At 56.0% G+C, this 26786-nt stretch carries 22 protein-coding genes; 9 read left to right on the top strand and 13 right to left on the bottom strand.

The features are described from left to right. Positions 1–152: 152 nt before the first annotated feature. The gene (locus KUV22_RS00360; RefSeq protein ID WP_390625211.1) at positions 153–362 is read left to right on the top strand and encodes a YnbE family lipoprotein; all 210 of its coding nucleotides are present in this window, start codon (positions 153–155) and stop codon (positions 360–362) included. A gap of 47 nt (positions 363–409) precedes the next feature. Continuing rightward, complete coding sequence (locus KUV22_RS00355; protein ID WP_222227687.1) at positions 410–793, top strand: YdbL family protein; 384 nt, start codon at positions 410–412, stop codon at positions 791–793. 75 nt (positions 794–868) lie between these two features. Here the strand turns inward: KUV22_RS00355 and rpoS are convergent, their stop codons facing one another. From rpoS to KUV22_RS00290, 13 genes are all read right to left on the bottom strand, one after another. Beyond that, complete coding sequence (gene rpoS / locus KUV22_RS00350) at positions 869–1933, bottom strand: RNA polymerase sigma factor RpoS (protein WP_224918991.1); 1065 nt, start codon at positions 1931–1933, stop codon at positions 869–871. Between the two features lie 243 nt (positions 1934–2176). Continuing rightward, entirely contained in the window at positions 2177–3010 is an 834-nt protein-coding gene (locus KUV22_RS00345; protein WP_261319043.1) for a peptidoglycan DD-metalloendopeptidase family protein, read from the bottom strand. Between the two features lie 209 nt (positions 3011–3219). Further along, positions 3220–4197: a DUF368 domain-containing protein gene (locus KUV22_RS00340; RefSeq protein ID WP_222227686.1), complete on the bottom strand. Its 978-nt coding sequence runs from the start codon at positions 4195–4197 to the stop codon at positions 3220–3222. Continuing rightward, positions 4197–4868, bottom strand: coding sequence for a protein-L-isoaspartate(D-aspartate) O-methyltransferase (locus KUV22_RS00335; protein ID WP_222227685.1), 672 nt, complete (start codon positions 4866–4868; stop codon positions 4197–4199). The genes KUV22_RS00340 and KUV22_RS00335 overlap by 1 nt, the downstream gene beginning before the upstream one ends. A gap of 134 nt (positions 4869–5002) precedes the next feature. Continuing rightward, positions 5003–6028, bottom strand: coding sequence for a tRNA pseudouridine(13) synthase TruD (gene truD / locus KUV22_RS00330; protein ID WP_222227684.1), 1026 nt, complete (start codon positions 6026–6028; stop codon positions 5003–5005). Then, positions 6025–6504, bottom strand: a complete 480-nt coding sequence (ispF, locus tag KUV22_RS00325) for a 2-C-methyl-D-erythritol 2,4-cyclodiphosphate synthase (protein WP_222227683.1) — start codon at positions 6502–6504, stop codon at positions 6025–6027. The genes truD and ispF overlap by 4 nt, the downstream gene beginning before the upstream one ends. After that, entirely contained in the window at positions 6501–7235 is a 735-nt protein-coding gene (gene ispD, locus KUV22_RS00320; protein WP_222227682.1) for a 2-C-methyl-D-erythritol 4-phosphate cytidylyltransferase, read from the bottom strand. Before ispD ends, ispF begins: the two co-directional genes overlap by 4 nt. Further along, positions 7232–7546, bottom strand: a complete 315-nt coding sequence (locus tag KUV22_RS00315) for a septum formation initiator family protein (protein WP_222227681.1) — start codon at positions 7544–7546, stop codon at positions 7232–7234. Before KUV22_RS00315 ends, ispD begins: the two co-directional genes overlap by 4 nt. A 230-nt stretch (positions 7547–7776) precedes the next feature. Then, positions 7777–9063 carry a phosphopyruvate hydratase gene (gene eno, locus KUV22_RS00310; RefSeq protein ID WP_222227680.1) on the bottom strand — a complete coding sequence of 429 codons (1287 nt, stop codon included), beginning with the start codon at positions 9061–9063 and terminating at the stop codon, positions 7777–7779. A gap of 133 nt (positions 9064–9196) precedes the next feature. Beyond that, the gene (kdsA, locus tag KUV22_RS00305) at positions 9197–10042 is read right to left on the bottom strand and encodes a 3-deoxy-8-phosphooctulonate synthase (RefSeq protein WP_222227679.1); all 846 of its coding nucleotides are present in this window, start codon (positions 10040–10042) and stop codon (positions 9197–9199) included. 26 nt (positions 10043–10068) lie between these two features. Continuing rightward, complete coding sequence (locus tag KUV22_RS00300; protein ID WP_222227678.1) at positions 10069–11697, bottom strand: CTP synthase; 1629 nt, start codon at positions 11695–11697, stop codon at positions 10069–10071. Between the two features lie 124 nt (positions 11698–11821). Further along, the gene (gene tilS, locus KUV22_RS00295; protein WP_222227677.1) at positions 11822–13126 is read right to left on the bottom strand and encodes a tRNA lysidine(34) synthetase TilS; all 1305 of its coding nucleotides are present in this window, start codon (positions 13124–13126) and stop codon (positions 11822–11824) included. Between the two features lie 83 nt (positions 13127–13209). Beyond that, complete coding sequence (locus KUV22_RS00290; RefSeq protein WP_315857480.1) at positions 13210–14184, bottom strand: helix-turn-helix domain-containing protein; 975 nt, start codon at positions 14182–14184, stop codon at positions 13210–13212. A 54-nt stretch (positions 14185–14238) separates the two neighbouring features. Between KUV22_RS00290 and KUV22_RS17235 the strand changes: the two genes are divergently transcribed. The 7 genes from KUV22_RS17235 (at position 14239) to KUV22_RS00260 (ending at position 26592) form a co-directional block, all read left to right on the top strand. Next, a complete protein-coding gene (locus tag KUV22_RS17235) occupies positions 14239–14478 on the top strand; it encodes a hypothetical protein (RefSeq protein ID WP_261319168.1) in 240 nt (79 codons plus the stop codon). A gap of 407 nt (positions 14479–14885) precedes the next feature. Further along, complete coding sequence (locus KUV22_RS00285) at positions 14886–17594, top strand: TonB-dependent receptor (protein ID WP_222227675.1); 2709 nt, start codon at positions 14886–14888, stop codon at positions 17592–17594. 117 nt (positions 17595–17711) lie between these two features. Beyond that, positions 17712–20033: a beta-glucosidase BglX gene (bglX, locus tag KUV22_RS00280; RefSeq protein WP_261319042.1), complete on the top strand. Its 2322-nt coding sequence runs from the start codon at positions 17712–17714 to the stop codon at positions 20031–20033. Positions 20034–20293: 260 nt separating this feature from the next. Beyond that, positions 20294–21751, top strand: a complete 1458-nt coding sequence (locus KUV22_RS00275) for a sugar porter family MFS transporter (RefSeq protein WP_222227674.1) — start codon at positions 20294–20296, stop codon at positions 21749–21751. 179 nt (positions 21752–21930) lie between these two features. Then, the gene (locus KUV22_RS00270) at positions 21931–24552 is read left to right on the top strand and encodes a glycoside hydrolase family 3 protein (RefSeq protein WP_222227673.1); all 2622 of its coding nucleotides are present in this window, start codon (positions 21931–21933) and stop codon (positions 24550–24552) included. Positions 24553–24555: 3 nt separating this feature from the next. Further along, entirely contained in the window at positions 24556–25470 is a 915-nt protein-coding gene (locus KUV22_RS00265) for a DUF4380 domain-containing protein (RefSeq protein WP_222227672.1), read from the top strand. A 231-nt stretch (positions 25471–25701) separates the two neighbouring features. Beyond that, on the top strand, positions 25702–26592 hold the full coding sequence (locus KUV22_RS00260; protein ID WP_222227671.1) for a DegV family protein: 891 nt from the start codon (positions 25702–25704) through the stop codon (positions 26590–26592). Positions 26593–26786 lie beyond the last annotated feature (194 nt).

Raw genomic sequence — 26786 nt, 5'->3', positions numbered from 1 at the left:
AATCCTGAACTATCTATAGTAATCAGCAACCATTGCGTGTATCCCCCATCGGTTTGGCAGGATGCCAGCAATTGGCGCGTTTTCGGCTCTTTCCTCCGCGCGATCTAAGTAGCGCTGAAAGAGCCATTACCAGAGAGTCGCAGGAGTTTGTAGTGAACCAAGCAGACAGTTTAAAGCCCCTGGTCCTGTGGGGCGCACTGGCGCTCAGTGGGACCCTAATCGGGTGTACCCCCACCGTAGCGGTCCAGGCCCCAAGTGAGCCAATTACCGTGAACCTCAATGTCAAAATCGAGCATGAGATTCGTGTAAAAGTTGACAAAGAACTGGACGACTTGTTTGAAGACAAGGAAGGCATTTTCTAGAGCTGACTGAAATACGTCGCAGCTGGACAATTGAAGGATACACAAACATGCTAAACACTTTTATTTCTCGCGCAGAACACACTTTGCCGACCAAACGCGCATGTAAGCCATTGCTTGCAAGCGTATTAATGATTTTCGCCTTCCTGTTCGCCCTTCCCGCGAGTGCCATTACGCTCAAACAGGCGCAAACCCAAGGTCTGGTTGGGGAGGCAAACAGCGGTTATATCGCTATTGTGCAGGACAGCTCGCCAGAACTGGAAAAACTGGTGAACGAAGTAAACCGCAAGCGTAAAAACGAGTATGCGGCGATCGCCAAGCGAAACAAGATTGATATCAGTCAGGTAGCCGCCCGGGCGGCAGAAAAGTTAGAAGCCCGACTCAAGAAAGGCGAGTACTACCAGGACAACCTAGGGCGCTGGAAACAAAAGTAGCGATTTCAAGACATAAAAAAACCCGCAACCTGAGTTGCGGGTTTTCGGACTTAAACAAGTCTCAAACTGTACTGGTCAGAGATTCGCAAACAGCGACATACCGTCAAGCCCCTGACTCTCCATGACTTCACGTAGACGCTTCAGCGCATCCACTTGAATCTGGCGTACACGCTCACGGGTCAGACCTATTTCACGACCGACTTCTTCCAGGGTACTGGCTTCGTAACCTCGTAGCCCAAACCGGCGCGAAACCACTTCACACTGCTTATCTGGCAACTCGCCCAACCAGCGGTTAATGCTGTCAAACAAGTCGGAATCCTGCAGCAATTCCGCCGGATCCGATTCATGCTGGTCCGGAATGGTGTCCACCAACGTTTTCTCAGACGAAGGGCCGATTGGCGTATCGACTGAAGTAACGCGTTCGTTGAGTCCGAGCATACGCTCTACGTCCTCAACGGGCTTTTCCAGCAAATTGGCGATTTCTTCCGCCGTTGGCTCATGATCCAGCTTCTGAGCCAGTTCCCGGGAGGCACGCAGGTAAACATTAAGCTCTTTCACCACATGAATGGGCAGACGGATGGTCCGCGTTTGATTCATGATGGCGCGCTCAATGGTTTGGCGAATCCACCAGGTGGCGTAAGTCGAGAAACGGAAGCCCCGCTCAGGGTCAAATTTTTCCACCGCGCGGATAAGACCGAGATTGCCTTCTTCGATTAAGTCCAGGAGCGCGAGACCGCGACTAACGTAACGACGGGCAATTTTCACAACCAGTCGTAGGTTACTTTCAATCATGCGCTTGCGGGCCGCCGCATCACCACGCAGAGCTTTACGTGCGTAGTAGACTTCTTCTTCGGCGGTTAATAGAGGGGAGAATCCGATTTCGTTGAGATATAACTGGGTCGCGTCGAGGTTTTTTTGCCCGGCCGCATCGTCGAGCTTTCGTATGGTTGTTTTTGTGGATGTGCTTTTCGAAGTTGACTTCGATGTCTTGTGGGAGATTGTTTCAGAGTTTTTTTTTGCCGTTTTACTCCGGGTACGGCTTGTTTTGGTTTCGGTTAAGGTTTTTTCCTGATCGAAGGGCTCCGGCGCAATATCTGTCTTAGCACCAAAATCCATTTGATCATGACGTTGTGCTTCCATTTCCCCAACTCCTTGTACTTTGCCTGTATCAGCCGCTTGCGACAGCTTGCGATCACTGAATCGGTCGCCGTCAACTGCGACAGCCTCCGTTCTCGGCAACTCACCGTCACTGGTGAGTAGGGTCACTGCAGGGCAGCTACTTCCGATCCCGGTGACTACCTCAAGTGGTTATAAATAAAAATCCATTTTTATTGCACAACAGCGTATGGGTGAGCGGTTATCGCGCTTATTTCGGCAGACTCCTTATGGCAGGTATGCCAATGGGTCTACCGGCTGACCATTCTTGCGAATTTCAAAGTGGAGCATGTCACGGTTGGTACCACTTGAACCCAGTTCCGCTATCCGTTGCCCTGCTCTGACTTTCGTACCCTCGCCAACAAGTAGCTTGTCGTTGTGGGCATAAGCACTGAGGAACTCCTCATTGTGCTTGATGATCAAAAGCTTACCGTAACCTCTCAGTGCGCTTCCGGCGTAAATCACTGTGCCATCCGCCGCTGCCTGAACAGATTCCCCCTTTTTCCCGGCGATATCAACACCCTTGCGCAACGGGTCGTTAGCCTGAAAACGTGAGAGCACCCTGCCGCGAACTGGCCACCGCCATTTTGTGACACTTTTATTACCGTCCGAAATTGACGATCTTTTCACAACCTTCGGCGCAGGCTTGGATACCTTGGCTGGCGCTTTACGAGTCACTTTCTTTGTTTTCGCAACGGTCTTTGCCACCGGCTGGCTACTAGCAACAGGGGCTCGCCCAGTCAGCGCGAGACGCTGTCCGGGAAAAATCCGATAAGGCGCGGAAATACGATTTACCGACGCTAACTCTTTGAAATCTTTACCGTAACGCCATGCGATGGAGTAAAGGGTCTCACCTTTGCTGACAGTGTGGTGGCGAATCTTTTGACTTGGAGGTTGCTTCAGGGAGGAAGTTGGGGCCAGATTGCTCGCGCAGGAAGCAAGCAGAAGCACTGCGCAGAAAACAACCGTAAGCCGCCCCAGTAAAAAGGGACAAAGACGCAAAAAGCATCCACCAGAGTCGGCAGATTTGGCCTTAAAATGTCGAGATATGCGCCGTTTCATTATTCTCTTTTTACATCAAAGGGGTCCATTTATGGAAAAAGTGTCTAAAGAAAACCTCTGATTCAACGGCTTTTGACGGCCAATAAATCTGTCTTCTTGCGGATTCCCGAACAAACCCTTTTTAAGCGGCTTGATTGAGAATAAAGACCCCAAAGTCATATTTTGTATCCGGGTAATCCGGAGGTAACGCTGCAGTACGCCTTTAACTCTTAATCGTGTACGACTTTTCCTACATGCCGGCCATGGATCCATTCGAGTGCAAGTACCAGAATCACAGCTCCCAGAGCAGCAGCCGCCGCCCCGACAACATATGAAGGCTGCCCGGTGACGGAAGCAAATTCCATTGGCGACACGTTAGATAACATTGGAGCGAGCTTGGCACTACTCAGTTCTCCCACATCACCGTTAGCGAGCTTCCAGGGCCACACGATTTTCAGGCTCCCCAACAACACACCGACAAGAAATGAAAGCGTTACAGAAGGAAAACGGTGCATAAGCCAGGAAAGCACCCGGCTAAACAATAACAACCCACAGCCTGCTCCAGCTGCAAACCAAATCAGTGCTCCGATCTGCAGATCGTGGACCGCGTTGATCACCTGTGGATAAATACCGATCATTAACAGGATGAAAGACCCGGATATTCCCGGCAGGATCATCGCGCAGATTGCCAAAGCACCTGAAAAGAACAAGGTATACGGCGTTGCGGCTATCTCTGTCGGTCGCATTTCACTAACCAGAATGGCCAGGGCTACCCCAGATAAAAGGGCCAACCAGCTGGACCACTGCCAATGCATCACCCGACGAGCAATCGGAACCACTGAAGCGAGAATCAAACCAAAGAAGAATGACCAGACGATAATCGGGTAATTTTCGAGCAAATATCCAATCAGTTTGGCCAGGCTAAAAATACTGATAAGGACGCCGCTAAAGAGCGCCAATAAGAAGCTTCCATTGATTTCCCGCCACGTGGCGGCAATACCATTCCGGAACAGAGACACCACAGTATGCGGGCCAATCTTGCTCAGAGAGTCGAGCAGCTCCTGATAGATACCGGTAATAAAGGCAATAGTGCCTCCAGAGACACCCGGGACAACATCCGCGGCACCCATGGCTAGGCCACGTAAACCAACTCCCCAGTAACGACTTCGCAATATGGTGTTTGTCGGCGCATTGTTTCCTGTGGTCATTAGCGCACCACGCCACTTAGCAGGGGCACAAACCGTACCGGCTCGGCTTTTTCCACATCAAAGCGCTCTCCGTCTTCGCTGCGAGTGACAATCGTCAGGTACTGGCGCTCACTCCCCACAGGAATGATCATCACCCCACCCGGTACCAGCTGCTCGCGCAATTCGTCGGGAACCGTCGCGGGCGCTGCCGCGCAAAGAATGGCATCGAAGGTTTCCTGTTCCGGCCAACCGAAACCGCCACTACTCAGGCGCATTTCCACATTAAATATCCCCAATTCACGCATTCGCTGACGAGCTTTGACCAACAGGGGTTCAACCCGTTCCACGGAATACAGCTTCTCAACCAAGCGGGCGAGAATTGCGGTTTGGTAGCCTGAGCCGGCGCCAACCTCTAATACGCGTGCCCGCGATGAGGCTCTGCTCAGCAGCAGCTCGGTCATTCGCGCAACAATGTAGGGCTGGGAGATCGTCTGCCCATAGCCAATGGGCAATGCGGTGTCTTCGTAGGCGCGAATCGCCAGGGCTTCATCCAAAAACAGGTGACGAGGTGTGGATGCCATAACATCCAGCACTTCTTCGTTACTGATCCCCTCGTCGCGCAAGCGTTGAATCAAACGGTTGCGGGTGCGCTGGGATGTCATACCCAGGCCTTCGTGTCTAAATCGATCCATAAGGATTGATAGTCTCCCTACAAGCGAATCACCGGCCCCCGAGCAGTCCTCCAACAAAAAGAACCACGCTTTCCGGCGATTGACCGGGAAGACACTCGCTCCCACGGTCACAGTTTGTTGTCGTTAGTTTTTACTTATTTTAGGGCCACAGAAGATTGATTGGCCAGCTCGGCCACTTCCCGCAGCAGCGCAGTGGCAAATGTGCCCGGTGGCAAAGCGAAGGTGAGGACTAAATCCCTGCCCGTTTCCTGCTCTTCCCACCGATACTCAAACCCCTGGGGTATCAACATTAATGGTCTGCGCTCTTGGCTCAAACCACCATGCTCCAACCAGTCCTGCCAGGTTTGCCAAGGCGCCATAGCGTTTTGCTCCAGCGAGAGCTGCTCGCCTGAGGCCATATTCCTTCCGCGCCCCCATAGGGGGCCACTGCCTGTCGCTTCCGGCTCCCCTTCCAGGGTTTCCATCCACGTGCCCTGTTCTACCCGTGCAGCCAGTACCTGGTTAAAAAGCCAACTGCGCGCGGCGGACAAGGCAAACGCTTTCTGGTTGCGCGGCAGGCGTTTGCGCTTACCGGCAATTGGCTCCGCCACGATACGATCTACCAGATTCAGGTTACCGCCGTTGTGACCGAAACGCTGCTCACCAAAATAATTGGGCACACCTCGGTGTATCTGCGCAAGGGCGTTTTCTGCAGCTGAATAATCACCGATTACGTTGCGCAGCCGAATCTGGAAACGGTTCGCCAAATGCCCACCGCGGCGCAGCTTGCGCGCACCGCGAAAGTGCTTCAGCACCTGAATTTCTTCATTGTTCAGCTGCGTCCAATCGGGCTCGGGCTTCTGTGCCAGCCAGACACTGAACCACTGGGTAGTCACCGCATGACGATCTTTCAGGCCAAAGTAGCCCACATCATTGCTTTGCACGCCGGCGAGCTGAGCCAATTGCTGGGCGACGAAACCGGTATTGGCGCAACGTTTGCGAATATGTAAGTAGACGTGCTCTCCGACTTCCTCCTGAGGGGCCGCCAGTTCATCCACCACAAAGTCTTCCGGCTCACTGCGGAAATCCGCCTGCACTGCAGCTCCGCCGAGCGCACGGGGCCAATTCAGATCCCAGGCTTGCTCACCTTCTTTTTCAGAATGATTCAACGAATCGTTCACAGCTTCTCCAGCAACACCACCGCTTGGGCGGCGATACCTTCTTTACGACCGGTAAAGCCGAGCTTTTCGCTGGTGGTGGCTTTGACACTGATTGCACCGGCGTCCACGGCGCAGTCTGCAGCGATATTTACGCGCATGGCATCGATGTGTGGTGCCATTTTGGGAGCCTGGGCAACCAGTGTGGCGTCGGCATTAACCAGCCGGTAGCCCTGCTGATGAATCAATCCCACTACATGGCGCAGTAACACGCGGCTGTCTGCACCGGAATAAGCGGCATCCGTATCCGGAAAATGCTTGCCGATATCGCCGAGGGCCAGTGCGCCCAGCAACGCGTCGGCAAGGGCATGCAGCAGTACATCTCCATCAGAGTGAGCAACCAATCCCTGATCGTGTGGAATACGAACGCCCCCCAGGACGACGTGATCTCCGGGACCGAAGGCATGTACATCTATGCCCTGGCCAATTCTGAGGTTCATAGTTTGTTTCCTGATGAGGCGCCGTCGGACCGGTGGCGAAGCAGGGCTTCTGCGAGCACCAGATCTGACGGGTGGGTAATTTTGAAGTTGCTACGGCAGGCCGCTACCAGCTCGGGGGCATGGCCCGCTAATTCGAGCGCGCTGGCTTCGTCGGTGATGGCCTTGGGGTTCTCATCAAGGCCACGTTGCAGTGCTTGCAGCAAGGCACCGAGCGGTGCTTTCTGTGGTGTCTGCGCCAGCCAGATTTGTTCTCTGGGCAGAGTTTGTCGAACAGAATTCGCTTCACCGGCGAGCTTAACGGTATCGCTGGCGGGCTGGGCAAGCAGTGCCATGGGGGCGGCGGCGAGAAGTTTGTCGATGTCTTCAATACTGACCAGCGGTCGTGCAGCATCGTGAACCAACACTGAGGTGGCCGGTGATTGGTGCTGACTCAGGTATTCAAGAGCGGCAAGAACAGAGTCGGCACGCTCGGCACCGCCAATAACGGTTTGGACTTTATCGTCCTGCGCACATTCGAGTGTTGCGAATACAGCGTCGTCCGCGGAAAGCGCAACAACGACGCCTTTCAGTCCGGGCCAGGACAATATGTTTTCGAGGGTATGGGCGATGAGTGGCTTACCATCGATAGGCAGGTACTGCTTGGGTGTATTTGCGCCCATGCGTTTGCCGGCGCCAGCGGCAGGTACTACGACCCAGTAATCGGTGGTCGCATGGCTATCTGAGGGGGTCATTGTTTTTCTCGCTGTGACTGCGCAGAATTTTTGTGCTCATCCTGATCGAGAAAAATAAACAGGGTTTCGCCTTCTTTGATAAGGCCGAGGTCGTAGCGGGCTTTGGCTTCGACGCCTTCGGTGCCTTCTTTGAGGCTACGAACTTCCCTTAGGAGGTGGCGGTTTTCCCGCTCAAGTGCAGCATTTTTTCGCTGCTGCTCTTCAAGCTGCCGTTCCAGTCTGGTCACATCCGCAAAACTGCCCTCGCCCACCCACAATCGGTATTGGGAGACCAGCAGCATTACTGTGAGGATTGCCAGCAGCCATTTCATTTGTTTTGTTCTCTTCTGGCTTTCAGAGTTCACACGAAAGAAGTTTCGTGGCGGCCCTGCTACCGATGCCCCTTCCCGGGACACGCCGTGAACCCATCCCTGGGGGCTCTTCCGCGACTTCCCTGTCGCAGAAGGTCCCGGAAAGGGGCATCGGTATCAGCACCTTCGCATCGGCGCTCTGCTAATGAAGCGCCGATACGAGTTTTAGCCAGTTTACCGGGCTTACCGAATTACTTGAACTCGGCAATGCCGCGGTAAGGCGCTTTGCCTTCCAGCTCGGCTTCGATACGCAGCAGACGGTTGTACTTGGCTACGCGGTCGGAGCGGCACAGGGAGCCGGTCTTGATCTGGCCAGCAGCGGTAGCAACAGCCAGATCAGCGATGGTGGTGTCTTCGGTTTCACCGGAACGGTGAGAGATAACCGCGGTGAAGCCTGCGTCTTTGGCCATTTTGATCGCGTCCAGGGTCTCGGACAGAGAACCGATCTGGTTGAACTTGATCAGGATGGAGTTACCAACGCCCTTCTCGATACCTTCTTTCAGGATCTTGGTGTTGGTGACGAACAGGTCGTCGCCCACCAGCTGTACTTTCTCGCCGATTTTATCGGTGAGGATTTTCCAGCCGTCCCAATCGCTTTCGTCCATGCCATCTTCGATGGAGATGATCGGGTAGTTTTCAGACAGCTCGGCCAGATAATCGGCGAAACCAGCGCTATCGAATGCTTTACCTTCGCCAGACAGGTCGTACTTGCCGTCTTTGTAGAATTCGGAAGACGCGCAGTCCAGAGCCAGGGTGATGTCGTCGCCCAGTTTGTAACCAGCGGCTTCTACAGCTTCAGCGATGACTTTCAGGGCGCCTTCGTTGGAAGGCAGGTTCGGGGCGAAGCCACCCTCGTCACCAACGGCGGTGTTCAGGCCCTGAGCGGACAGAACTTTTTTCAGGGCGTGGAAGATTTCAGCACCCTGACGCAGCGCTTCGGCGAAAGACTTGGCTTTTACCGGCTGAATCATGAATTCCTGAATATCGACGTTGTTGTCGGCGTGCTCACCACCGTTGATGATGTTCATCATCGGTACCGGCAGGGTGTACTCACCGGCAGTGCCGTTTACTTCAGCGATGTGCTGGTACAGGGGGATACCCTTGGAAATAGCGGCAGCTTTGGCTGCGGCCAGGGACACGGCCAGGATGGCGTTCGCACCCAGCTTGGATTTGTTTTCAGTGCCATCGGCGTCGATCATGGCCTGGTCGAGGGCACGCTGATCGGTTGCGTCCATACCTACCAGCAGGTTGGCGATTTCGCCGTTGATGTTTTCAACTGCTTTCAGAACGCCTTTGCCCAGGTAACGGCTTTTGTCGCCATCGCGCAGCTCGAGAGCTTCGCGGGAGCCGGTGGAAGCGCCAGACGGTGCACAGGCAGAACCTACCGCGCCGCACTCGAGAATTACATCGGCGTTAACGGTGGGGTTACCGCGACTATCCAATACTTCAAAAGCTTTTACAGCAACAATCTTGCTCATGTTTACAACGGGCTCCTTGTTTTTCCGGAAATTATTTACTCGGAATGTGTGTTTCTGTGAAGTTTAAGTGCGGCGGCCGCCTTCTCTGGGCCGCTCATTTTAGTTATTCGTTTGTCTACTATCTGGTAGCGGGTTATTTGGTATCGAGCGGCTCGAAGTTTTTCACCAGCTGATCCACGGCTTTCATTTGTGCCAGAAAGGGCTCGAGCTTTTCCAGGGGCAGCGCGCTTGGGCCATCGCACAGCGCCTTGTCCGGGTTCGGGTGCGCTTCGAGGAACAGACCTGCGATACCGATGGCCAAACCCGCACGGCCCAGCTCGGTCACCTGGGAACGGCGACCACCAGATGCAGCGCCACCCGGGTCGCGCATTTGCAGAGAGTGGGTCACGTCGAAGATCAGCGGTGCGCCGCCAGAGGCATCGATCATGGTGCGGAAACCGAGCATGTCCACCACGAGGTTGTCGTAGCCGAAACAGGCACCGCGCTCACATAAAATGATGTTTTCGTTACCGCCCTCGGCAAATTTCTCCACCACATTTTTTACTTGCGGCGGACTCATAAACTGCGGCTTTTTCACGTTAATCACCGCACCGGTTGCCGCCATGGCAGCAACCAGGTCGGTTTGGCGTGCGAGGAATGCAGGCAGCTGAATAACGTCCACGACTTCGGCAACCGGGGCAGCCTGATGAGGCTCATGCACATCAGTAATCAGCGGCACGCCGAAGGTCTTTTTGACTTCTTCAAAAATCTTAAGCCCCTCTTCCATCCCCGGGCCACGATAGCTGTGAATGGAAGAACGGTTCGCCTTGTCGAAAGACGCTTTAAAAACATAAGGAATGCCCAGTTTGTCAGTGACATTGACATAGTGCTCGGCCACTTTCATGGCCATATCGCGGGATTCCAGTACGTTCATGCCGCCAAACAAAGTGAACGGCTTGTCGTTGGCAACTTTCAGTTTGCCGACTTCAATTGTTTTCATTATCTGCGCCTGCTTATGCTTCTTGATTAAGCCTGCTTGTGCTCGACAGCCGCAGCTACGAAGCTCTCAAACAGTGGGTGGCCGTCACGCGGGGTAGAAGTAAATTCCGGGTGGAACTGACAGGCCACAAACCAGTTGTGCTCGGGCAGTTCAACCATTTCCACCAGAGTGTCATCTGCAGACCAACCGCCGATTTTCAGGCCAGCTTGCTGCAGGCGATCGACGTAGTTGTTGTTCACTTCGTAACGGTGACGATGGCGCTCAACGATGACATCTTCACCGTAGATTTCGCGAGCCTTGGAATCTTTCGCCAGACGACACTCCTGGCCGCCGAGACGCATGGTGCCGCCCAGATCGGACTTCTCGTCACGGGTCTCGATGTTGCCTTCGCTGTCGATCCACTCGGTGATCAGGCCGATAACCGGGTGCGGGGTCTTGCCGTCAAATTCGGTGCTGTTGGCGCCGTCCAGATTGAGTACGTTGCGCGCGTATTCAATCACCACAGACTGCAGGCCAAGACAAATACCGAGGAACGGAATATTGTTTTCGCGGGCGTAGCGAACCGCTTCGAGCTTGCCTTCGAGGCCGCGCTCACCAAAGCCGCCGGGTACCAGAATCGCGTCGGCACCCTTGATCAGGTCCAGACCATTCTCGCCTTCGACATCTTCAGCGTTGATGTAGTCGATATTAACCTTGGTGCGGGTTTTGATACCGGCGTGGATCAAAGCCTCAATCAAGGACTTGTACGCATCCAGCAGCTCCATGTATTTGCCAACCATGGCAATCGTGATTTCGTGCTCTGGATTCAGTTTTCCGTCAACCACGTCATCCCATTCGTGCAGGTCCGGGGCTTCACATTCGAGTTGGAGTTTCTCGACGACGATTTCATCCAGGCCGTATTCGTGCAGCATGCGCGGTACGCCGTAAATGGTCTTGGCATCGGGCAGCGGCACTACCGCGCGCTCTTCCACGTTGGTGAACAGCGCGATTTTGCGACGGGAGTCGTCATCGATGGCGCGCTCGGAGCGGCACAGCAAAATGTCTGGCTGCAGGCCGATAGAGCGCAGCTCTTTTACGGAGTGCTGGGTCGGCTTGGTTTTGGTTTCACCGGCAGTGCCCAGGTAAGGCACATAGCTCAGGTGAATCAGCAGGGCGCGGTTGATGCCCATTTCCACGCGCAACTGGCGCACGGACTCGAGGAACGGTTGGGATTCGATGTCGCCCACGGTACCGCCGATCTCAACGATAGCCACGTCTACATCGCGACCACCTTCGATCACTCGGCGCTTGATTTCGTCGGTGATGTGCGGGATCACCTGTACGGTACCACCCAGATAGTCACCGCGGCGCTCTTTGCGCAGCACGGTTTCATATACCCGGCCAGTGGTGAAGTTGTTGCGCTTGGACATGCGCGTGCGAACGAAACGCTCATAGTGGCCCAGGTCCAGGTCAGTCTCGGCGCCATCTTCGGTCACATAGACCTCGCCGTGCTGGAATGGGCTCATGGTGCCCGGATCCACATTGATATACGGATCGAGCTTAAGAATAGTGACCTTCAAGCCGCGGGCTTCAAGAATAGCGGCCAGAGAGGCGGAGGCGATACCTTTCCCCAATGAGGAAACCACGCCGCCTGTGACAAAAATGTAGCGCGTCATGCAAAACCTTGGTCAGTTGAATGCCCGACGAGTTCGGGCGTGCGGGACTGGCTCAAGCGCGCAGACTCGCGCAACTCGGTGCCTTTGAGATGGGACGCCAGACTACCAGAAAGCGGGTTTCTGCTCAATCCAAAAACGTCCAGATTGGCGGTTTCGGCGGACCTTCTTCGGTGACAAAAAGGTCGCCCACTGCCAGTAAGGTGCCTTCGCGGGACACAAGCGGCACCTGATCGCGTAACCAGGGAGGAAGGCCGTACTCCTGGAGCAGCTTTTTCAGGGTCTGGGAGTGATGGCGCTCTCGCGGCCGGGCCCGCTCGCCATGGCTGCGGAAGCGCACGGAGTACTCGCCCGCGGGCCAGTCGCGACTGGGACTGAGCGTCCAACCACCGGGCAACGCCAACGAGACCACACCATCCCACGACCATTCACCCTCTCCCGCCACTAGTTCCAGACGAGGCAATTGTGGTGTGAGATACAGGCGATCACGATAGCGGCGCAAAACTCGCTCACCCAAGGGCACCTCGATCACTGCGTCGTCCCGAGCTTCCAGTTGAGACAACGCCTGCCCAAGATGGGCAGCCTCTGGCATCTGGGCACCCAAACTGGCCAACCAGCCACGCAACAGGTTTTTTTGGCGGGGAACCGACAGGTCGCGAAATACCGTAAGGCCGATACTGCCGCCAAAACTTTCCTCGCGAACACCACAGCGGCTCAAATCCTCTCCGGCGAGTTCCTCGAGCAAGCCCGCCGCCTCGCGCAAATTCTCGCAAGCCTGTGCAACTCGCGCGTTCAGCGGCCAACGCGCCTTCAGGGCAGGGGCAACCTGACTCCTAAGGTAGTTTCGGTCATAAGCAACATCAGCATTGCTGTCGTCTTCGACCCAGCGCAACTCGTTGACTGCCGCATATTGCTCCAGCTCCGCGCGACTCACCCCCAATAAAGGACGCAAGAGCGACTTCCCCTCTCCCGAGGCACCAATCCCGCGCTGCTGCACCATACCCCCAAGACCCAATACGCCGGCGCCGCGCAACAGGCGCAACAAAAACGTTTCCGACTGGTCATCGCCGTGCTGCGCCAGCAAAACCTGATCACGGGCGCCCATCTTGTGAATAAAAGCCGCGTAACGTGCATCCCGGGCCCCCTGCTCGACGCCACCGCGTTTGCCATCCACCTCCACTTTCATCGCCACAAAGGGCACACCGAGCCGTGCCGCTTCGGTTTCACAATGCACCAACCAGGCATCGGCCTGTGCGCTGAGTCCGTGATGTATATGCAGCGCAGTAAACGGGATCTTCGCCGTTGCCAGTAGATGCAAGAGCACCGAAGAATCCAGGCCGCCGGAATACCCCAGCCACAGCGCTCCGGTGGCCGGGTAACGACGCAGTGCGGTTTGCAGTACTTCGGTCAGATTAGATGCAATATCGGACATGAGGGAACTGGATGATTACGCGCAAACAGGAAGCAAAAGTATATCTGCCAGCGGCGCGGTGCGAGAACCGCTGGCATGCCGCATCAGACTGGCTGGGCAAGCGTCTCCGCGCTGCGATACTGGGAGGGCGTCATACCCGCTGCTTTTTTAAAGAAGGTATTGAACACCGACTTACTATTGAAACCCACCTCCAGATAGATATCGGTGATGGTCTTTCCCTGCCCGTCGGCACTGCGCAGGAGTCGCATCGCCTCCTCAATACGGTAGCGGTTGATGAACTCGTAGAAATTCACCTCAAAATGTCGATTGATAATCATCGACAAATCGCGCGGCGGGATCTCCAGGCCTTCCGCCAGTAGATCGATGGTTACATCCGGTTGCAGATAGAGCTTTTCCGCGTGCATCTTCTTGTCGATTTCTTCGGCAAGCGCCGGGTTACAGACTTGCTCCGCAGCCGGCTTGCGCGGCTTCTCAGGCTCTCGCACCGATTCAAAGTTGGCGAAATAACGTACTCCAGTGAATACCAACAGGTTCACCAGCACGAACAGGGTGTAATACCCAGTGAGACCGATTTTCTCGAACACAATCAGATCGTACGGCTGATACAGGCTGAACATTTTGGCAATGCCCAACGCCGCTTCCATCACCATCACCACCAGAAAACCAAACACCAGAGTCCTGATCCAGGTGACATCCACCTTTTCCACATTGGAATGCGTCGACTTCAGCCGCTGCGTGTATTGCACGAGCAACAGTAGCGACCACACGCAATAGGCCACCCGCAAACTCTTGCACAGGAACTCCACCAACACATAGTGCCAGCCATACACCAGGTCTTCGCTGTTGATGAGATCCAGGCGCTGCTCCAGTGGTAAGCGGAAGAACACCGCACTCATATAAAGAAGCGCAAAGACAAACGGCAGCAGGTGTACCGCATCGCGCGACCGCAGTGAAAAGTCGCGGAAGATCAGGGATTTCACGCAGAAGAACAGCAACATGCCGTCCAAATAATAGGCAAAACCACCCAGGAAGTAGATCTGGGGCAATAGCTCGCGCACAGTGAACTTGAATTCAGCTCCCCACAGGACCAATTCATGTAGCGGGATAAATGCATGAGCGAAAAGGAAGGCCGCAAGAAAGTAAGTACTGGCCTGTCTGCTCACATTCGTGGCCAACAGGAGAACTGCAAAAAAGAGGCACTGCATCGCCGTCATCAGCAGTACTACGTCGTGAAAATTAAACAGGACCTGATTCACTTTTATACTTTTTCTTGGTTATCCAATAGCCAATTCACAGGCGCATCCAGAGAGCAGCGCCTTGCTCGTACAGAATCTCAGAATAATAACGGATAAGGATCGTGAGAGATAACACTCCCTAGCGACACGGTGTTACCCGCCCCAATTATGCTCCGCCAGACACAAGCAACCGCATTTCTTTATCTGCGACACGACTCCTCCTGCACCCAAACCGTCTAGAAAACACTCAACAAATGAAGCGCGAGCACCCGTTCTGTCTTATCAAAATCGCTCGAGCAAACCACTTTACGACAACGAGCCAGCAACCACATAGACGTATAACTCATTGATTTAAATGAGGTTTTTTGAGGTTCGAATACATCCGAACCAGTCGAACGCCAGAAATCGCTGGATTCGGGGTTCGAATACCCCCACCCGGACGCCGCGCTCATGAGCATTTGGCACATTCTCTCCGTCGCGTAGAACACGGCAATAAAACAATAAACATACTGAGAGGAATACTAATGAACCTACTGCACAAGCCTCTGGCGCTGTCCATTGCCTTGGTGCACTCGGGCCTGGCAATGGCCCAAGAGCAACAAGACACCGACACGACCCTAGCGGCAAATACCCTGGAAGAAGTTACCGTCACCGCCACCAAGCGGGAAACCAATCTGATGGAGACCCCGATCTCCATTACCGCGTTCAGCCAGGAAAAGCTCGACCGCGAGGGCCTCACCAACATTAAAGATATGGCGCAAATGGTGCCGAACATGGAAATCTCCATGGATTCGTCCCAGACAGCTCCCGTGGTCGCCATGCGTGGCGTGCGCTCAACCAACATCACCGAGCTGGGCGACCCATCCGTGGGCCTGCACCTAGACGGCATCTACTCCCCACGCCCGCAAGGTGCCATGGCACTGATGTTTGACGTCGAGCGCGTGGAAGCCATGCGCGGCCCTCAGGGCACACTGTTTGGCCGCAACTCCACGGTCGGCAATGTGAACATCATTTCCAAGCGCCCGGATTTCAACGAGTTTGATGCATCCGTTGGTGTAGAGGCCGGCCGCTGGAATCACCAGCAGACCCGCGGCATGGTCAACCTGCCAGTCAGCGACACCTTCGCCGTGCGCGCCTCTTTTATGCAGGAAACCCGCGATTCCTACCTGCGTGGCTACTACGACCCCAACCAGTGGGACGTGCGTTATTTGCCGGAGGAAATCCAGAATGCCCCGGTATACACGGGTGCAGACGAAGACCGCAGCCTGCGCCAACGTGAGCGCTGGGGCAGTGGTGAGGTGCAGGAGCTGGTCAAGGCCGACCCAGCCGATTTCTACAACAACTCCGACCAGTATGCTTTCCGCGTGAGCGCGCTGTGGGAGCCCTCCGAGTCGCTGTCATGGATGCTCGCCTACGAGCAATTCCAGGATGACAGCGCCGGCGGCACCGACACCATGAACTGTGATATGGCGGACAAGCGGATCAAGAAAGACTGGGACGGCAACTATGTGGATGCCGACGGCAATATCTCTGCCACCCCGGTTACCGGCCTGCTGGGCTGTGAAAGTGTCTACGGCCCGGGCGCCGACGACTACACCGTCGCGGTCAGTGTTCCGGGCTTCCTCGACCTGAGTATCGATTCCGTGCGCTCCAATTTGAGCTGGGATGTGTCCGAGGAAATCGCGCTGATCTATAACGCCGGCTGGGCTGAGCAGGTGCGCTCGCAGCACTCCGACCAGGACCGCGGTATCACCGGTTGGGATATGTCGATCTTCTTCCGCGACGCCACCTTCGTTTCCCAGTCCCACGAGCTGCAGTTGCAATCCACCGGCTCTGGTCCCTTGCAGTGGATCGCAGGTGCCTTCTATTTTGAAGAAGACAACAATATGCAGGGTGGCTGGATCAACAGCGGCAACAATGCGGATTACTGGAACCAGCCCGCACGTACCCTCAAGTCCCAAGCCTTCTTTACCCAGGGCACCTACGCCCTCACCGACCAGCTGAACCTGACACTCGGTTTGCGCTACACCGAAGACTCCAAACAGGACGTTGGCGGCCGCAACATGACCTGTAACGGTGACACCATCAATCCGCAAACCGGTGAACGCTGCTTCCCCGCATGGGATCGCGACGCGTATAACCAGCTGCCCACCGACTACTTTGACGATCCAGCCATTTACACCGCCGTCAGTGACAACCAGACCGAAGGAAGCTGGGACTTCACCAACTACCGCATCGGCCTGGATTACATTCTGAATGACGACCTGATGGTATTTGGCTATGTCGCCAACGGATTCAAATCCGGCGGTATCGGCGACGTGTTTGTGCAGTACGAGCAAGATCCCACCACCGCGGAATACCTGACCGATACCAATGGCGACCGCGTCATTAAAGAGCGTCACCAGAATACCTACGATCCGGAAATCGTCACTACTTATGAGCTGGGTACCAAAGGCACCTTCATGGATGGCAGCCTGAACCTGATGGCCACCCTCTTCTACAGCGATTACGAAGACATGCAGGCGGCCTCCGCCCGCGGAATCTTTCCGTTCTACGTTGAAGAGCGTGATGAGCAGACTGGCGAACTGACCGGCGAGATCACCACCGAAACCCAGACCGTATTCCAAACGGAAAATATCGGCCGCGCGGCAATCAAGGGCTTCGAAGTCGAGTTTGACTGGGCACCGATCGAGAACGGCCGCTTCGACGGTTACGTGACCTGGCTGGATACGGAAATCACCAGTGACTTCGTATACCACTGGGGCTTTGCCACCACCGATCTGTTTGAGGTCGATCACGGCACCGCCACCAATCCGGAGAACGACGCGCTCAAGGTCAACCTCAAGGGTAATGATCTGGCCGCATCTCCAAAGTTGACCGCGAAGCTGAACTACACCCACACCTTCCGCTTCAACAATGGATTCGCGCTGGTTCCTCACGTGAGCTACTACTGGCGCGACAAGTCCTACCACACCTTCCACAACGTGGATAAACACTACGAAGTCTTCGCCACCGAAACGCCAGACGCGTTCAGCGATGTGCGGCCGGCTTTCCACAGTGTGAACACCACACTGAAGCTGGAAGCACCAGACAACCAGTGGAACATCGAGGCCTTCGCCTACAACGTGACCGACCAGCGTCAAACATACTGGGCCGGTGGGGGCGATGGCCTGATCAAGGGCCCAGTTTCCATGCCGCGTTTCTACGGCTTGCGTGCCAACTACAACTTCTAACCCTGCAGTAATTGACGAACTCGCTTGCTTACTTGGCCCCCTTGCGGGGGCCCTTTTTTCCACCGGCAAGCGCACTGACTTTACCGCACCTATCCCAATGCCTTGATGGAGAGCAACATGAAAAAAAATCCGATTTACCTTGGCGTGCTCGCCGGCATGCTGTCCGTATGTGCGGTCATGCCCGTAACCCAGGCCACACCAGCGGTCACTCCGGCCGCACAGGTGACACAGGCCGAGACCAACATCGAGTCTCGCGTGCAAAGCCTGCTCGCACAGATGTCGACAAAAGAAAAAATTGGCCAGCTGGCCCTGCGTGACTGGGGCACCTACGGTGCTTCCGATATGAAGGCCATCAAGCAGGCCATTCGCGAAGGACGCGTGGGCGGTTTTCTGAACGTTAGCTTCAGCGCTGTAGACGACGATGCCTTTGCCGAACTCCAGCGTATCGCCGTGGAAGAAAGTCCGCTGGGTATTCCGCTGCTTTTCGGCCAGGATGTAATCCATGGCTACGAGACCATTTTCCCAATTCCGCTGGGCCAAGCCGCGAGCTGGAACCCGGAACTGATCAAAAACGGTGCCCGCGTCGCTGCCCAGGAAGCCAGCGCCGACGGTATACGCTGGACTTTCGCGCCGATGATCGATATCAGCCGCGACCCGCGCTGGGGGCGTATCGCCGAAACACTAGGGGAAGATCCGCTGCTGACCTCCATTCTCGGCGTCGCCATGGTGGAAGGTTTCCAGACCGCTAACCTCGCAGATCCAAGCAGCCTCGCCGCCTGCGGCAAACACTTTGCCGGCTACGGGGCCGCCGAAGGCGGGCGAGATTACAACAGCGCCTATATTCCAGAGCGTCTGCTGCGCGACATCTACCTGCCTCCATTCAAGGCCGGTATCGACGCGGGCATGCAGAGCATCATGAGTACCTACAGCACCCTGAACGACGTACCGGGTACCGGCAGCCCCTTCCTGTTCAAACAGATCCTGCGGGACGAATGGGGTTTCGACGGTTTTGTAGTGAGCGACTGGAACGCGGTAATGGAAATGGTCCCGCATGGCTTCGCCCGCGACGCCAAGCACGCGGCAACCCTGGCCGCCAATGCCGGTATCGATATGGAGATGTATACCGATACCTACGAACAGTTCCTGCCGCAGCTAATGGACGAGGGGACATTCTCCGAAGCCCAGCTCGATACCGCGGTCGCCAACATCCTGCGGGTAAAGTTGCGCCTGGATTTGTGGAGCAACCCCTACCCCCGCGCCAAGTCCAAAACCGAGCGTGAACAGATTATCCGCAACGACGAGTTCCTCAACGCCGCCAAGGAGGCCGCCAAGGAAACCTTCGTATTGCTCAAGAACGACAAGCAGCTGCTGCCACTGAAAAAAGGCCAGACGGTCGCAGTCATCGGCCCACTGGCGGAGGCGGCCCACGACCAGTTGGGCACCTGGATCTACAACGGCGATAAAAAGTATTCCCACACCCTGCTGCCGGCACTGCGTGAGATGGTGGGGGAAGAAGGAGAGATCCTTTACGCCGCCGGTCTCGACTACAGTCGCGATACCAGCACACGTGGGTTCAAGTCGGCCCTTAAGGCCGCCAGGAAAGCCGATGTGGTGCTATTTGTCGGCGGTGAGGAGGCGATTCTCTCCGGCGAAGGCCATAGCCGCGGCGATATTCGCCTGCCCGGTGCCCAGGCAGACCTCGTCGCCGCGCTCGCCGAAACCGGCAAGCCGTTGGCCATGGTATTACTCGCCGGCCGCCCGCTTCAGCTGGATGACACCCTGGAACAGGCGGATGCCATCATGATGGCCTGGCACCCGGGCACCATGGCCGGACCGGCGCTGGCGGACGTACTTTATGGTGAGACCTCGCCTTCCGGGCGCCTGCCGCTCAGCTGGCCGGTGGGTGCAGGGCAAATCCCCATCTACTACAACCACCTGGCCACCGGACGCCCGCCGACGGACGATAACTACACCCGCATCGAGAAAATCGGCCGCGAAGTGTTCCAGCACCAGCCGGGCAACTCGTCCAACCTGCTGGATTACGGTCACAAACCCCTGTTCCCGTTCGGCTACGGTCTGACCTACAGCGCGTTTGAATACAAAGACCTCGCGCTGTCCGACACCACCATGGACGCGGACGGCCAGATCACTGTATCCGCCACGCTGACCAACACCGGCAAAACCACCGCTACCGAGACGGCACAGCTTTATGTGCGCGACCTCGTGGGCAGTGTGTCACGCCCGGTACGGGAGCTGAAAGGCTTTGAACGCATCACCCTAACCCCCGGTGAATCCCGCCAGGTGCAGTTCACTCTCAGCCCGGACCAGCTGGCTTTCCACAACGCGGACATGCAGCAAGCGGTGGAGCCTGGAGAGTTCCGGGTGTGGATTGCTCCAAATGCGGAATCTGGTCTTGAAGGAGGGTTTACCCTCAAATAAGGTCAGAAGGTCCCAGTTTTTGGCGCTTCCCACCCAAACTGGGACCTTGGCAGGGGAATAGAGGCGTCCAACTTTACAAATATTCGCAAAGTAGGACGCTTTTACGACCGCCAAACGTCACCATAAAGAAGCCCCTGATTGGGTCCTCGTACAGCAAAACTGTACACAAAAACAACAAGGTGAGATGGCTGGGTTTTGCCGGTTCACCGAAATAAGCACGGATACCCTTCGTGCCAACAATAAAAAGCAGGAAGTCCCCCATGCAAGCGATTGAGAATTCCGCGGACGGTATCCAGGGCGTAGCCCAGGGCCGCCAAGATGCACCTTCCCTCCCCTTTATCATCCTGATCTGCGGAGTAGCGACCATTGGTGGCTTCCTGTTCGGATTTGATAGTGGGGTCATCAACGGTACCGTTACCGGCCTACAGCAGGCCTTCAACTCCGATACCGCCGGTACCGGCTTCAACGTGGCCTCCATGCTGCTTGGCTGTGCCGTCGGCGCATTCTTTGCTGGTCGCCTGGCTGACCGCTGGGGCCGCAAGACCCTGCTGCTAATTTCCGCGGTCTTCTTCGTAGTCAGCGCCTGGGGTTCGGGTATTGCTGCCAGCTCTCCGGAGTTTGTGTTCTACCGTATCCTCGGCGGGCTCGCCGTGGGCGCCGCCAGTGTGATGTCACCGGCCTATATCAGTGAAATTGCCCCGGCGGCTATCCGCGGCCGCCTGATCACCATCAACCAGATCGCCATCATTTCCGGCCTGTTCGCAGCATTTGTCAGCAACTACTGGCTGGCTAACACTGCTGGCTCCGCCATTAACGAATGGTGGATGGGCTACAACGCCTGGCGCTGGATGTTCTGGATCGAAATCGTTCCCGCCACCCTGTTCTTCCTGGCCCTGCTGCTGATCCCGGAGAGCCCGCGCTACCTGGTGCTGTCCAAGCAGACCTCACGCGCCACCGAAGTACTGCGCAAACTGTATGGCGAAGCCGCCGTTGCCGAAAAGCTGGACAGCATTCGTCAGTCTGTGGCCAGCGACCACCGCCCGCGCATGGCAGACCTGCTAGAAAACACCGGCCACAAGGTTGGCAAGATTCGTAAAATCGTTTGGGTCGGTATCGGCCTTGCCGTATTCCAGCAGCTCGTGGGTATCAACGTGGTGTTCTACTACGGTGCCGTTCTCTGGCAAGCGGTAGGCTTCTCTGAATCCGATGCGTTGATGATCAATATCATTTCCGGTGGTGTGAGCATCGCCGCCTGTCTGATCACCATGGCGTTAATCGACAAGATCGGCCGCAAACCACTTTTGCTGGTGGGCTCCATCGGCATGGCTGCAACCCTGGGTCTGGTGGCCTTTGCCTTCGCCAATTCCACCGTGGATGCCAACGGCAGCCTGCAGCTTTCCCAGAGCATGGGCCTGCTGGCACTGGTCGCCGCCAACGCCTACGTGTTCTTCTTCAACGGTTCCTGGGGACCGGCCATGTGGACCATGTTGGGTGAGATGTTCCCGAATCAGATGCGCGGCTCCGGCCTTGCGGTCTCTGGCCTCGCACAGTGGGTGGCTAACTTCGCCATCACCATGACCTTCCCGATTATGCTGGTCGGAATCGGTCTCGCCGGTGCTTACGGTATCTACACCCTGTTCGCACTACTGTCCGTAGCATTTGTTCTGTACATGGTGCACGAGACCAAAGGGCTCGAACTTGAACAAATGAAGGGCTGAGAGGGTTCATTTCCGACCTCTCGTCCGTCTTAAAAACGGAAGCGTAATGCCGCGCAAGCGGCAAATTCGCCAGCCGAATGCTTGCTTACCTGGGTACACCCGCTCTTACCCTTTCGCGGGTGTACCCAGTTCTTTTTTACAAGCAGCAAAATCATTTCAGATTTATTAGGGAAGTCACCATGAATAATAAAATAGGTCGCTTTGGCGAAGGCCAAGTAATACGCCTCGCAAGCTGCATTGCACTCGCGGTCGGTTTAAGCGCTTGCGGTGAGGCGGAGAAGCCAATCGCCTCCGCAGCTCCGTCAACTTCCCAAGCTGTCCTGCAGGATGGCGCGGCTTCGAATTCCATCGATGTATGGCCCGCATTGGAGCCAGCATTGCCACGGGATGAGCAAGTAGAAAACCATATCGCCGACTTACTTGCCCGCATGAGCCTGGAAGAAAAAGTCGGACAGATGATGCAGGCGGAAATCAAGACCATCACCCCGGAAGAAGTGAAGCAATATCATATTGGCTCAATTCTTAATGGTGGTGGCACCTTCCCCAATAATGACAAGTTTGCCACCCCCGACGACTGGCGCCAGCTAGCAGACGAATATTTTGCCGCATCTATGGATACCTCCGACGGTGGCGTAGCCATCCCAATTATTTGGGGCAGCGACGCTGTTCACGGGCACAATAACGTCATCGGCGCGACCCTGTTTCCGCACAATATCGGCCTCGGCGCCGCACGCGATCCGGAATTGATTCGCCGCATCGGCGAAGCCACTGCGCGCGAAGTTGCCGTGACCGGAGTCGACTGGACCTTCGCTCCGACCATCGCCGTGGTGCGCGACGATCGCTGGGGCCGCACTTTTGAAAGTTATTCCGAAGACCCAGAGATTGTTGCCGCTTACGCTCGGGAAATGATCAAAGGTATTCAGGGCGAAAAAAGCAGCGAAGCATTTCTCGACGGCCACCATCTGGTATCCGCTGCCAAACACTTTGTCGGTGACGGCGGCACCACACGCGGTATCGACCGCGGCGATACCGCAGTCAGCGAAAAAGAGCTCGCTGAGATCCATGCAGCGGGCTACATCACCGCGCTGGAATCTGGTGTGCAATCGGTGATGGCATCCTTCAACAGTTGGAATGGCAAACGCCTGCATGGGCACAAATACCTGCTCACTGACGTTTTGAAAGAGCGCCTGGGTTTTGACGGCTTTGTAGTAGGCGACTGGAACGGCCACCGCTTTGTAGACGGCTGTACCGTGGACAGCTGCGCAAAGGCAGTCAATGCCGGTCTCGACATGTTCATGATCACCGCCGAGTGGAAGGCACTGCTGAAAAACACCATCGCCCAGGTGCAAAGCGGCGAAATTCCCATGAGCCGTATCGATGATGCGGTAAGCCGTATCCTGCGGGTGAAAATCCGCGCGGGCCTGTTCGAGCGCGACCGTCCACTGGCGGGTAAGTCGGGTATTCTCGGTAGTGACGAACACCGGGCCATTGCGCGCGAGGCCGTGCGCAAATCGCTGGTGCTGTTGAAAAACAATGATCAACTACTCCCCATCGATGCACGCAAAAATATTCTCGTGGCCGGCGACGGTGCCGACAATATTTCCAAGCAAAGCGGTGGCTGGACCATTTCCTGGCAGGGCACCGGCAATACCGCGGAAGACTTCCCGGGTGCGACCTCCATCTACACTGGTATCAAGCAGGCGGTAGACGCCGCCGGCGGTAAAGTTGTGCTCAGTGAAAACGGCGAACTAAAGGGAGACGTATTCAGTAATGGCGCCAAACCGGATGTTGCTATCGTCGTCTACGGTGAAGAGCCCTATGCTGAGTGGCACGGTGACATCGCCAGCCTCGAGTATCAGCTGGGTAGCAAAGCCGATCAGGAATTGCTGCAAAAACTGAAAGCCCAGAACATCCCCGTCGTCAGTGTATTTCTCTCCGGTCGCCCGCTGTGGGTGAACAAAGAGCTGAATCTGTCGGATGCCTTCGTCGCGGCCTGGCTGCCGGGCTCTGAAGGCGCCGGTGTTGCAGATGTGCTGCTGACCGATGCAGACGGCAACAAGCGTCACGACTTTACCGGTCAACTTTCGTTTACCTGGCCCGGACAAGTGCACCAGACAGTGATCAACCGCAACGATGCGGATTACCAGCCACTGTTCGCTTACGGCTACGGACTCGATTACACCAGCGACACCCAGGTCGCCAACAACCTAAACGAAGACGGCGAGTCTTACGTGGATGGCAAGCTGGAAGACGCCTGGTTGATGGTATCCCGCCCGCGCGCGCCCTGGAAACTGTACATTGAAGAAGAAGGTACCGACCTACAGTGGGTAAACGGCAATCTCGCCAGCAGTGCCGACGACAACATCGTTGTAGCTTCCATCGACATGCTGTCGCAAGAAGATGCCCGTGCCCTCACTTGGAAAGGGCTGCGTGCCGGCAGTGTGGTATTGCACACGCAGAAGCCGCAGGACCTGAGCCGTTACCTCGCTGAAGCTTCTGCGCTCACCATGGAGGTACGGGTTGACGAGGCGCCGGCGGCAGCAGTCAGTGCACAAATCAATTGCGACGGTACCGATTGCAGCGGTGCCTTGCCGTTGCAAAATACCTTAAGCAAGCTCCCGGTGGGTGAGTGGGCGGAAGTGTCGATCGACCTGCAGTGCTTCGCCGAGGCCGGTGCAGATTTCACCAAAGTATCTCAGGGCTTGTCCCTGCACAGTGAAGGCAAACTGGCAATGGCAGTGGCGAACATCAAGTTCGTCCCCGGCGCTCGCGAACAGGCTCAAGTGCGTTGCGGGAGCTGACCGATGCTGCGCAAGCAACGCCTGAACAAAAGTGCTGCCGCTATTGGGGTTGTGGCATTGCTGGCGGTCTCCGCCGGCAATGCCACCGATGCCCCCATAGAACTCAGCAACGACAGCCTTAAGCTGACACTGGACCCCAATCACGGCGGGCGTATTACCGAACTCTGGTACCGCGATCGGGATCTGCTGGCGATTCTGCAACCGGGCGCAAATAACTTCGGTTCGACCTTCTGGCTCAGCCCACAGACCTTGTGGAACTGGCCGCCTATTCCGGAGCACGATAACGCGCCCTACTCCGTGATTACACAGTCAATAGATTCCGCAACGGTTACCAGCGCCTTTGGCGCCGGGGCACAGGTACAGAAAACCGTCTCGCTCGACGGCGCTAGTACCGCCACCGTGCGCTACCGTATCAATGCCGAAAAAGCCTTCCCCGAGATCGCGGCCTGGGAGATTACCCGCGTGCCCAATCGCGGTCTCGCCTTTGCTCCCGTGAACACGGACAGCGTCAAAACCGTACGCGGGCAAGTGGCTTACGAACTCAACAGTGACACCCTGTGGCTCCCCATGGTCGCCGATGCACCCTTGGTAGAGGGCAAGGTAATCGCCAACGGCAGTGAAGGCTGGCTCGCCTATGCCTTGGATGGACTGCTGTACCTGAAGGTCTACCCAAAGGTAGCGCTGCGAGATATGGCCACCGGCGAGGGCGACATTGAGTTGTATCTGAGTGGCGAACGGCCGTATCTGGAGCTCGAGGTACAAAGCGCCGCACGCAACCTACAACCCGGGGAAACCCTGGACTGGTCCGTGGAGTGGCTGGTCACAGAGATCCCCAGCAAGATCGAAGTTCGCAGTGGCTCCCACGCCCTTCTCGAATTCGTCCGAAAACAAGTTCGCCTGTCTGGTTCTCCAAACTAGCCCCCCAATCTTCATCGCCCAAGCATCCCGAAAGGCGCTTGCCGCAGATTCTGTCTGCGGCTTTTTTTCACGCCGTCAGTACTCCGCTACTCCACGCACCACACGAACACAGAACTCTCAGGTCACATACCGTCCGTAATTTGCCCCCGCGCGACCTGTAAAATAACGCGCCACAGTGTTAGATTCGACGCCAAACACCCCTCATTGGACCAGAAAATAAGAGGCACCAACATGGTTCAGTTAGTTGTCGACTCCGGCTGTGACCTGCCTGACGAATTTTTGCGCAAATACAAGATCCCGGTTCTTCCCCACAGCGTGAGCGTGGGTAAAGACCAGTTCGGGGATCAGCGCAATCCCGCGCAGATGAATCACTTCTACTCCCTGAACCTGGTCGGCCGCACCCATCAGGTGACCTCTGGCCCAGCCAGCGAGGAGGAAATCGACACCGTCCTGTCGAAGCTGCTGCGCGAAGGCCATAAGGACATCGTGGTACAGACCATTAATGGTGCCAACAGTCCCACCTACGCCAATGCCGTCAACGTGGCCAAGCGCCTGAACAACGACGACGCACAAATCAGTGCGGTGGATTCCCACACCCTGTTCTCCGGCCAGGGCCTGCTGGCGCTGTACACCCTGTCCCTGATTCAAAAGGGTCTCACTGGCGCACAGATCAAATCGCGCACCGAGGAATTCGGCCGCAAGATGGTGGGCTATGCCTCGGTTGAGGACGTGTACTATCTGCGCGAGCGTGCACGCCAGAAGAACGAAAAAAGCGTTAGCTGGATCAAAGCGTTTTTTGCGCGCCTGCTGGACCTGCACCCGATCATTTCAATGACCTACCAAGGTTCTGCGGTAGCCGATACCGTAAAAACCTACGACGGCTGTACCCGTCGCCTGTTCCAGCTGGCGGAGGAAAAAATGGCCGCCGGTGACCTGCTGATGCCTGCGGTGGTGGTCAGTATTGCCGGCCCGTTGAAGAATCTGGACAAGGTGCCGGGCTTTAAGGAATTTGAAAAAGTTGCCGAGAAGCACAATGTGAAAATCTATCGTTCGGTGATGAGCCTTTCCGGTGGTATCAACCTCGGCCCTAATGCCGTGGCACTGGCGGTTGCCGCCAAGTAACACCCTGCTTCTTCCTATATAAGTGCGCCGGTGATCTCGATCCCGGCCGCACCTTTCATAATTTCAGCGCAGCAATCTAAGCAAAAATCAGCGCGAACTTCAGTACAGCAAGCAACGCGACAGTTAATCCGACAGGCAGCGCGTTTTTCTCTACGCCTGTTGACCGCAATGCCAAACCAACTCAACTATTACCA

The organism is Microbulbifer agarilyticus (assembly GCF_019800665.1).
GTDB classification, from domain to species: Bacteria; Pseudomonadota; Gammaproteobacteria; order Pseudomonadales; family Cellvibrionaceae; genus Microbulbifer; species Microbulbifer agarilyticus_C.
This window is presented reverse-complemented; position numbering and strand designations above follow the sequence as displayed.